The sequence below is a fragment of the Pseudovibrio sp. FO-BEG1 genome (assembly GCF_000236645.1).
Taxonomy (GTDB): Bacteria; Pseudomonadota; Alphaproteobacteria; order Rhizobiales; family Stappiaceae; genus Pseudovibrio.
The window spans coordinates 3,402,564-3,416,108 of the sequence record NC_016642.1; the positions used below are offsets into that span (position 1 = coordinate 3,402,564).

General features: G+C 53.8%; 11 protein-coding genes. All 11 read right to left on the reverse strand.

The window, feature by feature from the left end; all coding sequences use genetic code 11:
- Nucleotides 1-10: 10 nt before the first annotated feature.
- A complete protein-coding gene (locus PSE_RS15470) occupies nucleotides 11-1,222 on the reverse strand; it encodes an ArgE/DapE family deacylase (protein ID WP_014285731.1) in 1,212 nt (403 codons plus the stop codon).
- 139 nt (nucleotides 1,223-1,361) lie between these two features.
- On the reverse strand, nucleotides 1,362-1,898 hold the full coding sequence (uraD, locus tag PSE_RS15475) for a 2-oxo-4-hydroxy-4-carboxy-5-ureidoimidazoline decarboxylase (protein WP_014285732.1): 537 nt from the start codon (nucleotides 1,896-1,898) through the stop codon (nucleotides 1,362-1,364).
- 10 nt (nucleotides 1,899-1,908) lie between these two features.
- A complete protein-coding gene (locus PSE_RS15480; protein ID WP_014285733.1) occupies nucleotides 1,909-3,087 on the reverse strand; it encodes a urate hydroxylase PuuD in 1,179 nt (392 codons plus the stop codon).
- Between the two features lie 121 nt (nucleotides 3,088-3,208).
- Entirely contained in the window at nucleotides 3,209-4,282 is a 1,074-nt protein-coding gene (locus tag PSE_RS15485) for a BMP family ABC transporter substrate-binding protein (RefSeq protein WP_014285734.1), read from the reverse strand.
- 371 nt (nucleotides 4,283-4,653) lie between these two features.
- Nucleotides 4,654-5,583 (reverse strand): ABC transporter permease, encoded by a 930-nt coding sequence (locus PSE_RS15490; protein WP_014285735.1) that lies wholly within the window; start codon nucleotides 5,581-5,583, stop codon nucleotides 4,654-4,656.
- Entirely contained in the window at nucleotides 5,576-6,664 is a 1,089-nt protein-coding gene (locus tag PSE_RS15495; protein WP_014285736.1) for an ABC transporter permease, read from the reverse strand. Before PSE_RS15495 ends, PSE_RS15490 begins: the two co-directional genes overlap by 8 nt.
- Nucleotides 6,654-8,246: an ABC transporter ATP-binding protein gene (locus PSE_RS15500; protein WP_208997951.1), complete on the reverse strand. Its 1,593-nt coding sequence runs from the start codon at nucleotides 8,244-8,246 to the stop codon at nucleotides 6,654-6,656. Before PSE_RS15500 ends, PSE_RS15495 begins: the two co-directional genes overlap by 11 nt.
- Nucleotides 8,247-8,299: 53 nt before the next feature.
- Entirely contained in the window at nucleotides 8,300-9,283 is a 984-nt protein-coding gene (gene xdhC / locus PSE_RS15505; RefSeq protein WP_014285738.1) for a xanthine dehydrogenase accessory protein XdhC, read from the reverse strand.
- Nucleotides 9,284-11,629, reverse strand: a complete 2,346-nt coding sequence (gene xdhB / locus PSE_RS15510) for a xanthine dehydrogenase molybdopterin binding subunit (protein WP_014285739.1) — start codon at nucleotides 11,627-11,629, stop codon at nucleotides 9,284-9,286. It lies immediately after the preceding gene.
- Nucleotides 11,619-13,106, reverse strand: a complete 1,488-nt coding sequence (xdhA, locus tag PSE_RS15515) for a xanthine dehydrogenase small subunit (protein ID WP_041768596.1) — start codon at nucleotides 13,104-13,106, stop codon at nucleotides 11,619-11,621. The genes xdhB and xdhA overlap by 11 nt, the downstream gene beginning before the upstream one ends.
- A gap of 3 nt (nucleotides 13,107-13,109) precedes the next feature.
- The gene (uraH, locus tag PSE_RS15520) at nucleotides 13,110-13,463 is read right to left on the reverse strand and encodes a hydroxyisourate hydrolase (RefSeq protein WP_008546607.1); all 354 of its coding nucleotides are present in this window, start codon (nucleotides 13,461-13,463) and stop codon (nucleotides 13,110-13,112) included.
- Nucleotides 13,464-13,545 lie beyond the last annotated feature (82 nt).

Below are 13,545 nucleotides of genomic sequence, written 5' to 3' on the forward strand. Positions count from 1 at the left end.
CTTTTCTCATCTACCGAAGAAGTGTCTTCAAGGCATCCGCCACAATAATCGTTGCGGCCTTCAGATCCGATAATTGCAGATGCTCATCGGCCCCATGGGCGTTTGCCTCCACAATCGTGCGCGGCCCAGCACCATAAAGCACAGTTGGAATGCCAGCCTCTGCATAGTGGCGAGCGTCCGTATAAAGCGGTGCACCCGTGGCTTTCAGCTCAATACCCAAAACCTCTTTGGCTGGCCATTTCAGCGCTTCAATCAGCTTCTTGGCACCCGGCAGCTCGCGAAGTGGTTCGGCAATCATGATACGCCGACATTCTACTTCAACCCCGCAATCCTCCGGCACAACAGACTCAATCAGCTCAATCAGCTGCTCTTCCACCTGCTCGCCGTTTTCTTCCGGGATCAAACGCCGGTCCACGCGCAGAGAAACCCGATCCGGCACCACATTGGTGTTAATGCCACCGGAAATGAGACCAATGGTGATCTGGGGTGAGCCAATGCCGTCCTGCTCGCTTTCAATGGACTTCAGACGCTCCCGCTCAGCATAGATCGCGGCGAGAACTGGCGTTGCAGCCTGCAACGCATCAGCGCCAGTTTCTGGCATGGCCGCATGGGCCTGACGACCACGGAAAATCACTTCCATGTGCAAACAGCCGTTATGCGCAGTCGTTGCGGCATAGGAAAAGCCTGCGGAGATGGCATAGTCCGGCTGGGTCAGCTCTTGCTCCAGCAGCCATTTCGGACCAACAAACCCACCAGCTTCCTCATCATAGGTCAGGTGCAGCTCAACGGAGCCTTCCAGCTCATCCGCATACTCACGCAGTGCCAGCAGCGCAAAGGCGTAAGTGGCAAAGTCTCCCTTGGAAACAGCCGCCCCGCGCCCATAAAGCGCATCATCCTCAATCTCAGCCCCATAAGGCTCTTTGGACCAGCCTTCACCCGGAGGCACCACATCGCCATGGGCGTTAAGCGCAATCACAGGGCCAAGGCCGCTGCCAAATTTTTCGCGCACAATCAGGTTGGTGACAGACACCATGCCGTTCTGGCGCACAAATGGTTCTGGAACAGGATGTTTCTCAACGGTAAAGCCAAGGCCTTCAAGCAGCTCAGCAGTCCGCATTGCGTGGCGCTCCGTATCCCCCGGCGGGTTATCGCTTGGCACCTTGACCAATTCGCGCAGGAACTCAACCTGCTCCGCAAACCGGCTTTCTACTGCGGCCTTCATGAACGCTCCCCTTGAATTTCATAGTCTCGCTAATCCAAAGGATAACGATGATGGTTGCAAGCCTCTTGTTTTGCGTACCCTCATGTTCCAGTGGATTACTGCCCATTACGTAACTGTAGGAAAGGCAGGTTTAATCGGATCAGGAACTGACGGCGCTCTGCTCATCTGAAACCAGATCCTCCAGACGGAACCGGAAAATACGGCAAATCTGATGCAGTGCCTCCACAAACTCATCTTCCGCAGAGTTTTGCAGGCGCAACTCAAAAGCCTCCAGAATCTGGTGCTTGGTCGCGCCTTTCACAGCAAAAATGAAAGGAAAGCCATAACTGGATTTGTAAGCATCGTTAAGCTGGGTGAACTGCTCATACTCAGCGTCCGTCAGTTGATCCAGACCAGCCCCGGCCTGTTCGTTCACGGAGGCCTCAGCCATTTCTCCAGCCCGCGCAGCTTTGCCCGCCAAATCCGGATGGGCGCGGATCAGAGCCAGCTGCGCATCTTCCTCTGCCCCTTGCAAGGAACTGGCAAATGCTTCAATCAGAGCCTCACGAGACCCATATGGCGCCTCCCGGTGCGCAACCACAGCCACCCAGGGAGAATGCTCAGCCACATTGCCAAACACCTCGGTAAAGGTGTCCAGCGCAAACTGGTTCACCTCCTCCAGAGAATATGTTGTCATCCTCACCACCTCAGTGCGCTTGCAGCCAGGCACCAAGCAGCTCACGCTCGTGCTTGGTCATGCCAGTCTCATTGCCCAATGGCATGGCGTTAGAGCGAACCGCTTGCGCCATGATCAAGGTATCGTAGCGGCGCAAATCCGCAACGCTATCCAGCTCAATGTTCTTGGGCGCTTCGGTAAAGGCCTCTTTGGTCGGCGTTGCACTATGACAGCTTGCACAGTGAGCCTGCGCAATTTGCAGTGCCTGCGTATCTGAGACAGCAACATCACCACCCAGCTTGGCCGGCGTTGTCACAATCACCGCGGCAATCAGGCTGACAGCTGCTGCAGGCAGTGCCCACCAGAAATTGGCGAAGTTATCATGAGCATCGTGACGGTTGATGAAGTGCCGCACCATACCGCCCATCACCAGGATCAGCGCCACCACCAGCACCGGCTGGCTGTGTCCTGTCAGCAATGGATAGTGGTTGGAAACCATCATCAGAAGCACAGGCAAGGTCAGGTAGTTGTTGTGAACCGAGCGCTGCTTGCCAATCAGGCCAAGCGCTGCATCAGGCTCACGCCCTGCCAGCAAGTCTGCTGTGATCTTCTTCTGGTTCGGAATGATCACCATGAACACGTTGAAGGCCATAAACGTGCCGATCAACGCACCAATATGAATGAGAACTCCGCGGCCAGAAAAGACCTGAGAATAACCGTAGGTCGCGCCCAGAATGATCACCAGCAGGCACACAGCCAGCAACGGTGTGTTCTTTCCAATGGGTGACCGGCACAGGCGGTCATACACCACCCAGCCAAATGCCAGAGACGCGATGGAGATTGCAACAGCCTCAGACGGCAGAAGCTTCATAACTTCCGGATCAATGAGGTAAACCGTTGCGTTGAAGTAGTATTGAACCGTTAAAAGAGCAAAACCTGACACCCAGGTCAGATAAGCATCCCATTTGTACCAGATCAGATCTTTGGGCAGTTCTTTTGGCGCAACCATGTACTTCTCAACATGGTAGAACCCGCCGCCATGGACTTCCCATGCGCTGCCAAAGATGCCCTGTGCCTGCCCTTCCCGTTTGCGCAAGGAAAGGTCGAGAGCGATGAAGTAAAACGATGTCCCAATCCAGGCTACGCCCACTATCAAGTGAAACCAGCGGAAAAGCAGATTGAGCCATTCACTAAGGAACGTGGCTGTCATTGTCTTGTTCTTTTAAGTTCAATTGAAATGCGTAGGCAGTGGGAGTTTGCCCCCACTGCGAAAATCGTATGAGAGCACCATGAAAAAAGTGCGGCGCTCTCCGAAAATTTAAGCGCTGGGCTTATTTAGGCAGCTGGTCGTCGATGCCCTTCACGTAGAAGTTCATGGACAGCAGCGCGCCATCATCAGCAGATTCGCCAGCTTTCAGGAACTCAGAACCATCCTGCTTGGTGATTGGGCCGGTAAATGGCTTCAGCTCACCAGACTTGATAGCTGCAAGAGTTTTTGCTGCTTCATCCGCAACATCCTGCGGGATGTTGGTGAACGGAGCCATGTGAACCATGTCTGCATCCAGACCACCCCAGGTGTCCTGACCTTTCCAGTTACCATCCATAACTGCCTGAACGCGGGAAATGTAGTAAGCGGACCAGTCGTCGATGATCGCAGTTGCCTGAGCCTTAGGCGCAAACTTGATCATGTCGGAAGCCTGACCAAAGCCCATGATGCCACGCTCTTCAGCAACCTGCAGAGGCGCTGGGGAGTCAGTGTGCTGCACCATGATGTCAACGCCCTGGTCGATCAGTGCTTTTGCAGCATCTGCTTCACGGCCCGGATCGTACCAGGAGTTCACCCAGATGGTTTTGATCTTGAAGTCTGGGTTCACAGACTGCGCACCCAGCATGAAGGAGTTGATGCCGCGCACAACTTCAGGGATCGGGAAGGAACCGATGTAACCAGCAGTGCCGGACTTGGAGATCTTCGCAGCGATCTGACCCAGAACATAACGGCCTTCGTAGAAGCGAGCGCCATAAGAAGAAACGTTCTTCGCCTGTTTGTAGCCGGTTGCGTGCTCAAACTTCACTTTTGGGAACTTACGCGCAACCTTCAGGGTTGGGTTCATGTAACCAAAGGACGTGGTGAAGATCAGCTCGTGACCGGAGCGAGCCAGACGCTCAATCGCGCGCTCAGCATCCGCACCTTCTGGCACGCTCTCAATGTAGGTGGTTTCAACTTTGTCGCCAAAGTGCTTTTCAATCGCCTGACGACCCTGATCGTGCTGGTAAGACCAGCCATGGTCAGAAACAGGACCAACGTAAATGAAACCCACTTTCAGTGGATCAGCAGCATTTGAAGCCCCAGCGGAAAGACCAAGTGCAACTGCAGCTGTCGCTGCCAGTTTGAAGATACTGCGCATTGTGCGCTCCCCTTTATAGGTTAACCTGCATTCCAGCCACGTAACACCCTAATAAGCGTGGCGAAATGCACCAGAGAACTATGTGAACGACGGCGCCAAGCAAACACGATAGGAACAAACCCGAAGGTCGTTCTGCGCATTTGTGCGCTATCAAGTTGTTTCCTGCTTTGTTGTATCTCGCATGTAGATGCGATCTTTTATTCGAGTGCGGGCAGGTTTCCGCGATCTGTGCAACGGTGAGCCGTGTTATTTGCACTCAGAGATCAAGGTCTCTGTTATCTTCGTTCTCTCGCCTTCATGTATACGAAGGTCGAAATATTGGCAATTTGACCAATGTCTACTATGAGCACATTGGTCAAATCAGGTTTTTCTTAGCGATCAGGCACAAAAGGCTTTCCAAGACATGCAGGTGTATTAACCTTGGCAAGTGTCTTGTTACGCGAAATCATGATCAGCACGATGATGGTCGCCAGATACGGCAGTGCAGACATGAACTGCGTCGGCAACCCGATGCCAGCCGCCTGCGCGTGGAACTGCAAAATGGAAACCGCACCAAACAGGTAAGCCCCCACCAGCACCCGCGCCGGACGCCAGCTTGCAAACACCACCAGAGCCAGCGCGATCCAGCCACGACCAGCAGTCATGCCCTCAACCCACTGCGGCGTGTAGATCAGCGACAGGTAAGCCCCAGCCAGACCGGAACAAGCCCCACCAAACATCACCGCCAGATACCGCACCTTGATTACGGAGTAACCAAGGGAGTGCGCAGAGCCGTGATTGTCACCAACTGCGCGGATGATCAGACCCGTACGGGACTTGAACAGCACAAAGTAAACCGCAATCACCAGTCCATAAGAGGCATAAACCAGAATATCCTGATTAAACAGCAGCGGCCCGATGAACGGGATGGCGGATAGCCCCGGAATAGCAATCGGCTTCAAGCTGATGCCTGGCTGCCCGATAAACGCTTCCCCGATCATACCCGAAAGTCCAAGGCCCAGAATGGTCAGAGCAAGGCCCGTCGCCACTTGGTTTGTCATCAGGTTCAGCGTCAGGAAGCCGAACAGAACGCTCATGGCAACACCGGAGATCATCGCAGCGAGAATACCGATGTAAGGAGATCCGGTCGCCTGCGTGGCCGCAAAGCCCATCACAGCACCAACGATCATCATGCCTTCAACGCCAAGGTTCAGCACACCGGAGCGTTCCACCACCAACTCACCAATCGCAGCAAGCAGCAGCGGTGTGGAGGCGGTGATAATTGTCAGAAGAACAGCTTCAATCATGGAAAGATCAGACATTGGCTGCCTCCTTCACGCCCTTCGCGTTGGAAGCAAACTTGAACTTGTAAAGAATGAGCGTGTCACACGCGAGCACGAAGAACAGCAACATGCCCTGGAACACGCGGGTCACCTTATCAGTCAGGCCCAGGCTCACCTGCGCAGACTCGCCGCCGATATAGGAAAGCCCCAGCAGCAAGCCAGCAAACAGAATGCCGATCGGGTTCAAACGTCCAAGAAACGCCACGATAATCGCCGTAAAGCCGTAGCCCGGAGAGATAACAGGTGTCAGCTGCTCAATGGAGCCGGAAACTTCCGCCATACCTGCAAGTCCAGCCAAACCACCGGAAACGAGAAACCCAAACCACACGACACCATTGCCGGAGAAACCAGCGAAACGACCGGCGCGTGGGGTTTCACCCATCACCTTAATCTCAAAGCCCTTCAGCGTGCGGGAGAGCATCCACCAGACAACAAGAACAGCGACAACGGCAAAGATCATACCGATGTGCAAACGCCCCTCACCGATCTTCGGCAGCACATGTGCAGCATCAAAAATACGGCTTTCCGGGAAGTTGAAGCCCTCAGGATCACGCCATGGACCACGCACAAGGAAGTCGAGAATGTACTGCGCGATATACACCAGCATCAGGCTGGTGAGGATCTCGTTGGTGCCAAAGCGAACCTTCAGGAACGCTGGAATAGACGCCCAAGCCATACCGCCCAGAATGCCCATCAGCACCATCAGCGGCAGTGCCAGCGGACTGGTGAAGTCGTAAAACAGCACCGGAATGATGGACCCAGCCAGCGCACCCATGGTGAACTGACCCTCTGCACCAATGTTCCAGGAGTTGGAAAGGAAGCAGACGGACAAGCCAACCGCAATCAGAACCAATGGTCCTGCTTTCACCAGCAGCTCTTCAATGGACCAGCTGGTTGTCAGCGGCTCAATGAAATACGCGTAAAGCGCTTCAACCGGATTGTAACCCATACTGACGAACAGGATGGAGCCACACACAAGCGTAAGACCAATCGCAATCAGCGGCGAAACAACGGTCATCAGCTGAGAGTGTTCAGCGCGTTTTTCAAGCTCAATGCGCATGGGTTTCTCCCGCCTTTACCTGGGAAGAAGAAGGTTTTCCTTCACCCATACCAGCCATCAGAAGACCGATTTTCTCTCGTGTCATCTCGGCAGAAGGCTCTGCCGGAGAAAGTTCACCACGGGAAATAACAGCAATGCGATCCGCAACCTCATAGATCTCATCCAGATCCTGAGAGATCACCAGAACGGCAGAACCACCACGAGCCAGATCAATGATTGCTTGCCGGATAAGTGCTGCAGCACCTGCATCAACACCCCAGGTAGGCTGATTGATCACCAGCACTTTCGGCACCCGGTCCAGCTCACGGCCAACCACAAACTTCTGCAGGTTACCGCCAGAGAGCGACCGCGCCTCAGGATTGTCATGTGACATGCGCACATCGTAAGAAACCGTGATGCGCTTTTCCATTTCACCCGCAAGCTTCTGATTGAGCATGCCATGCTTGATGAGCTCAGGATCAGATTTGTAGCGGGTCAGCAGGATGTTATCGGAAAGAACAAAGCCCGGCACCGCGCCATGTCCTAATCGCTCTTCAGGAACGAAAGCAGAGCCCAGCAGGCGGCGGTCGTTGATCTTGCGCTTGCCAACCGGCACACCGCAGATCTCAACAGCATAAGCGTCTTTCACCTGCGTCTCACCGGAGATCGCATCAAACAGCTCACTCTGGCCGTTTGCCGCAATACCAGCAATGGCAACAATCTCACCGCCGCGCAGATCCATGTTGACGTTCTTCAGCTCAATGCCAAATGCGCCGTCCGATGGAATAGACAGGTTGCGCAACTTAAGCATCACATCACCCGGCTGGGCTTCGGTAGCCCCTGCAGTGATATCATGCACGTCACCACCCACCATCATGCGAGCAAGGCTGGCTGGCGTCTCGACAGCAGGATCACATCCACCCACCACGCGGCCATGACGCATGATTGTCGCGTTGTGACAGATCTTCTTCACCTCTTCCAAACGGTGAGAGATGTAAAGGATCGCACAACCTTCAGAGGCTAGACGCTGGAGTGTGATGAAAAGCTGATCCGCTTCTTGCGGTGTCAGAACAGATGTCGGCTCATCCATGATAATGAGGCTGGGGTTCTGCAAAAGGCAACGTACAATTTCAATACGCTGACGGATGCCAACCGGCAGATCTGCAACCAGTGCTGCAGGATCAAGAGGCAGGCCATACTTTTGGGAAACCTCAGTGATACGCTTGGAAAGGGCCTCGATTTTTTCGCCTTTAGGCAAGGCCAGCGCGATATTCTCAACCACACTCAGCGCTTCAAACAGCGAGAAGTGCTGGAACACCATACCAACACCCAGTTTGCGGGCAGCAGCAGGATTTGAGATTGAAACGCGTTTCCCCTTCCAGAGGATCTCTCCCGCACCCGGTTCAAGGGCGCCGTAGAGTATTTTCACGAGCGTGGACTTGCCCGCTCCGTTTTCGCCAAGCAACGCATGGATTTCACCTTGCTTGATGACGAGATCGACATTGTCGTTCGCTAGAATATCACCAAATCGCTTAGTAATACCCTTGGCTTCTATGAGATCCTCGCCCCCTGTCACCGGGCCGGACCTCTGCTCATTTTCCATCGTGTTACCCGTTCCCCCAACATAAAAATCAGATCAAGACGTTCTCCTTGAACCTAAGAAGCAAAACGATAACCTCCCTGAGCATTGCTGGCTTGTTCTTCCTTTACCACTAGGAGTTGAGCGGCAATGGAAATTGCAATATCAGACGGCTTTTTGCTTTTAATCTCAGTAATTCCGACCGGACAAACAAGCTGTTTGCTGTGCGCCTCCGATATTCCGGAGTCTTTGAACCGTTTAAGTGTTCGCGCGCGCTTAGTTGCACTGCCTATCAATCCAATAAATGCCAGATCGGTTCTACGAACAGCGGCATCTACTATAGCATGATCACGCTTGTGATCATGGGTCATTACGATGACATAGTTTCCCGGCTCAAGGTTCTTTACGATGACTTGAGGCTCATTTAGATGAATGCAGCGAATATTGGAAGGCACATATTTGGGAAAAATTTCGCGCCGTTCATCGATCCAGGTGATCTTGAAGCCCAAAGGTGCCATCGCAAGTACCAAAGCCTTACCCACATGGCCAGCTCCAAACAGATACAGATGTGGTCTATCCTCCCCGAACCTCTCCGTCAATTTGCCTTGATTTAAAACAATTTCAGCGGAATTCGGGTCCTCCATTGCAGGGGGTAATACGTGCCTTTCAAGGGGGCCAGAGCTGCAAGTATTTGCAGTCGTTGAAAAAATTCCCACCCCTTCTTGTGTGGAAAAATCTTGTGCACGACCTCGATAATTGAGATCAAATTGCTCAAATGCGATTTCAACGCGCCCGCCGCAGCACTGCCCAAGGTCGGGACCAAGTGCATAAGAGCGCGTCTGGAAGACCGGGCCGCCATTCTTCATAAATGAAACTGCTTCATGCAAAACATCGTATTCAAGGCGACCACCACCAATGGTGCCCTTGAACGACATATCCGGACGCACAACCATGCGTGCACCGGCTTCACGGGGAGATGACCCGGCAACTTTGATGATGCTCACCAGTACACATTGACCAGCAGCATCCAGAGCAGACAGAACTTCACCCCAGACCAGCATTTAGCCCTCCTCTCCAGCCTTGATCGCTTTGACAGCTTTCAAGATCGCTTCAGGCGTTGCTGGTGCGTCCAGTTTAGGCAGAACGCCCTTGTTCAGGCTTGCAATGGCATCATTGATTGCGCAGAAAACCGAGATCGGCAGCATCAAAGGTGGCTCACCAACAGCCTTGGACCGATAAATCGTCGGCTCCGGATTTCCCTCACTCTCATAAAGAGAAACGTTGAACTCCTCGGGCACATCAGAAGCCGTTGGAATTTTGTAGGTAGACGGCGCATGGGTCCGAAGGCGTCCGGCATCATCAAACCACAGCTCTTCCGTGGTCAGCCAACCCATGCCCTGCACAAACCCGCCTTCAATCTGGCCGATATCCAGCGCAGGATTGAGTGATTTGCCGACATCATGAAGCACATCAACACGCTCAACTTTCATTTCACCGGTCAGCGTATCAATCACCACTTCAGAGCAAGAGGCACCATAGGCAAAGTACAGGAATGGACGCCCCTTCACCCGCTCACGGTCCCAGATGATCTTCGGCGTTTTATAAAAACCGGAGGACGACAGATGGATACGATGCTCATAAGCCAACTGCGCCAGTTGCTTGATGGAAAGCTTCGGCTTGCCATTGATCAGCATCTGATCATCAACCAGCTCAACATCTTCCTCTGACACCTCAAAATGCTGTGCCACAAAGGTTTTCAGCCGCCCAACAATCTCCCGGCACGCAATCGCCGCGGCCATACCATTCAGATCCGTACCCGATGAGGCCGCAGTCGGAGAGGTATTGGCCACTTTGGACGTGTTGGTGGCGGTAATCTTCACCTTTTCAAGGCTCACGCCCATCTCAGTGGCCGCAATCTGGGCAACCTTCTGATAAAGGCCTTGCCCCATTTCGGTGCCGCCATGGTTCAGATGTACGGAGCCATCCCGATAAAGATGCACAAGCGCCCCAGCCTGATTGAGATGGGTCAGCGTGAACGAAATACCGAACTTCACTGGCGTCAGCGCGATCCCTTTTTTCAGGATCGTATTTTGAGCGTTGAACGCCTCTACTGCTTTCCGGCGAGCACGATACTCCGAGCTTTCCTCCAGCTGATCTACCAGTTTGGCCAGCACATCATGCTCATCGACAGATTGTCCGTAAGGCGTGGTGTTCTGGCCGTCGCGATAGAAGTTCGCCTTGCGCACATCAAGCGGGTCCTGCCCCATCTTGATCGCAATCGCATCCATCAACCGTTCAGCCGCAAACATCCCCTGAGGCCCACCGAAACCACGGAACGCTGTATTGGAAACCGTATTTGTTTTCAGTCTCTTAGAGCCAATCCGAACTTCAGGATAGAAGTAGCTGTTATCCGCATGGAACATGGCGCGGTCGTTGATGCCAAGCGACAAATCCGCAGAGTGTCCGCAGCGGGAGTTCAAAGAGATCTCAACCGCTTCAATCTTGCCCGACGCATCACATCCGGCAGCCACATCCACCAGAAAGTCATGACGCTTGCCCGTCAGGATCATATCGTCATCACGATCCAACCGGCACTTACATGGACGCCCTGTGGCATTGGCCGCCAAAGCCGCTAGAGCAGCCCATTGGTTGGCCTGAGACTCCTTACCACCAAACGCACCACCCATGCGGCGCACTTCAATAGTCACAGCCGCCTCATCCACGCCAAGCACCTTGGCAACAGTGTGCTGCACCTCAGTTGGATGCTGGGTAGACGAGTAAACCGTCATATCCCCATCCTCACCGGGAAAGGCAAAAGCAACCTGACCTTCGAGGTAAAAGTGCTCCTGTCCGCCAAGCGCAAAGCTGCTCTTCACCTGCTGCGCAGATTGCTCCATCGTCTGTTCAGGCGTTCCACGGCGGAACTCATAGTCCGGTAAGACGGTCTGATCTGCTTTCAGCGCATCGGCAACGCTCACCAATGGCGTTTCCGCCTCAACCTCGATCTCAGCCAGTTTCACTGCCTTGCGAGCTTGCAGGCGTGTTTCAGCCACAACAAGGAACACCAACTGCCCATGGAACACGATCTTATCGGCCACCAGCACCGGATCATCACCCATGGCTGGCGAGCAGTCATTCACACCGGGAATATCCGCCGCTTCCAAAACAGCAACAACACCCGGAGCAGCCCGGACGGCACTCAGGTCGACCTTCGCAATCCGGCCACACGTCGCACCCGTCGCATAGCCCGGCGCCACATGAAGCGTGCCGCGAGGCTCGATCATATCATCGATATAGGTCGCCTTACCCGCCACATGCTTCAGCGCACTGTCGTGTTTGTATGACTTTCCAACCGCCTGGGACTTAGAGGTCCGGCTCTTTGATTTCACCAGAAGATCAGTTGACATGAGCACCTCCCGCAGCAAGTTCACGCTGCCCGTGGACCCGTGTTTGATGGGAAGATGCCTCCGAAATCTCCAAAAGCGCCTTTTCCAACAGACCGCGCGCCACATCACGACGGTAGGAACTGGAGGCCCGCATATCGCTCATTGGGATAAAATCACCCTCAATGGCATTCAACGCATCCTGCCAGGATTTTGGATTAGCCAACGAAGCTCCAAGTAGAGCAGCTTCCGCACCACTCGCACGTTTCGGAATGCCCGCCATACCACCAAAAGCCATGCGTGCGACCTCAATGACACCATCTGTCACCGTCAGACAAAACGCAGCCATCACAGCAGAAATGTCCTGATCGAACCTCTTGGAAATCTTGTAGGCTCTGAACTGCTGCCCTTCACTCAATCGGGGCACGCTGATGGATGTCAGCACTTCGTTCTCGGCAATGTCCTGCTTGCCGTAATCGATAAAGAAGCTTTCCAGGGGCAACGTCCGCCGGCCACGATTGCTCTGCAGTTCAATCTCAGCACCAAGAACAATCAACATCGGCGGCATGTCACCAATCGGCGAACCATTCGCGATGTTCCCGCCAACTGTACCTGAGGCACGAACTTGCTTTGATCCGATCCGACTGATCACCAACTCAAGGTCAGGATCAATCGCCGTCAGAAACTGCTCAGCAACCGCATAGGATGCTCCGGCACCAAGCCGAATACCTTGCTCATCCTCGTAACAAGTGCTCAGTCCGTTCACGCGGCCCAGATAAATCACCTTCGGCAAATCTCGCAGATGCTTGGTGATCCATAGCCCCACATCTGTAGAACCGGAAACCAGCGTCGCATCAGGGTGCTCTCCATAGGTCTCCAGAAGACTTTGAAAGCTGCTTGGAGCAAAGAAGAACTGTTCCCCATCACCAACACGCACATCCTGCCCATCCTGAAGCGCAGCCAGTTTGCTTTCTGTCTCTGCAGCACGATCTGCAAACGCATCGTTCAGACCATTGCGACACGCCTCCAGCGCAGCATCCACGATAGGACGATATCCGGTGCACCGGCAAAGATTACCAGCAATCCAGGTGTTCACATCCTGACGGGTCAGGCCCGGTGTGTTGGTGTGGTAGAGCGTAAACAGGTTCATCACGAACCCGGGCGTACAGAAACCGCACTGCGAACCATGAAGATCTACCAGCGCCTGTTGGACAGGGTGTAATCCATCAGGCCCTTCCAGATCTTCCACGGTCACAAGCTCACAGCCATCGATCTGCCCAAGCAGCAAAATGCAACTGTTCACAGGCTCATACACCAGCTTGCCATCACGCAAACGTCCAAGCGCGATGGTGCAGGCACCGCAATCCCCTTCACCGCAGCCTTCTTTGGTGCCGCTCGCATGTTCGCTCAGGCGCAGATACTCAAGGAGAGTGGTCGTCGGCTCAAAACGATCCAACTCAACAACCTGACCTTTTCGTAGGAAGCGGATTGCCGTGCGCATCACTCAGCTCCCTCTGTAAGTGGTGTAACCAAACGGAGAAAGCAGCAGCGGCACGTGATAATGGCTGCTGACATCCGCTATACCAAAGCGGATCGGAACAACATCAAGGAAAGCAGGTTCAGGAAGCGCAATACCTTCCCCGCGCAGGTAATCACCCGCATGGAACTGCAGCTCATATGTTCCTGCAGTCAGGCTCTCACCTTCCAGCAAAGGCCCATCAACACGCCCGTCACTGTTGGTGGAAAATTCTCCAAGTTTGGAAAAGCTGTCCCCATCAACACGAACAAGCTCAACCCGCAGCCCCGCCGCAGGTTTCCCCTGAGCACTGTCCAAAACGTGGGTGGTCAATCGCCCCATAGTTTCCTCGTCTATCAAATGGCATCTGCAATAGATGTCAGATTCTAAGTGAAACTACAGAGTGCACCCATTCCTGTGATAA

Excerpts from the sequence above, each read along its gene's own strand:
- PSE_RS15470 (WP_014285731.1), bottom strand. The coding sequence starts at position 1,222 with ATGAAGGCCGCAGTAGAAAGCCGGTTTGCGGAGCAGGTTGAGTTCCTG.
- uraD (WP_014285732.1), bottom strand. The coding sequence starts at position 1,898 with ATGACAACATATTCTCTGGAGGAGGTGAACCAGTTTGCGCTGGACACC.
- PSE_RS15480 (WP_014285733.1), bottom strand. The coding sequence starts at position 3,087 with ATGACAGCCACGTTCCTTAGTGAATGGCTCAATCTGCTTTTCCGCTGG.
- PSE_RS15485 (WP_014285734.1), bottom strand. The coding sequence starts at position 4,282 with ATGCGCAGTATCTTCAAACTGGCAGCGACAGCTGCAGTTGCACTTGGT.
- PSE_RS15490 (WP_014285735.1), bottom strand. The coding sequence starts at position 5,583 with ATGTCTGATCTTTCCATGATTGAAGCTGTTCTTCTGACAATTATCACC.
- PSE_RS15495 (WP_014285736.1), bottom strand. The coding sequence starts at position 6,664 with ATGCGCATTGAGCTTGAAAAACGCGCTGAACACTCTCAGCTGATGACC.
- PSE_RS15500 (WP_208997951.1), bottom strand. The coding sequence starts at position 8,246 with ATGGAAAATGAGCAGAGGTCCGGCCCGGTGACAGGGGGCGAGGATCTC.
- xdhC (WP_014285738.1), bottom strand. The coding sequence starts at position 9,283 with ATGCTGGTCTGGGGTGAAGTTCTGTCTGCTCTGGATGCTGCTGGTCAA.
- xdhB (WP_014285739.1), bottom strand. The coding sequence starts at position 11,629 with ATGTCAACTGATCTTCTGGTGAAATCAAAGAGCCGGACCTCTAAGTCC.
- xdhA (WP_041768596.1), bottom strand. The coding sequence starts at position 13,106 with ATGCGCACGGCAATCCGCTTCCTACGAAAAGGTCAGGTTGTTGAGTTG.
- uraH (WP_008546607.1), bottom strand. The coding sequence starts at position 13,463 with ATGGGGCGATTGACCACCCACGTTTTGGACAGTGCTCAGGGGAAACCT.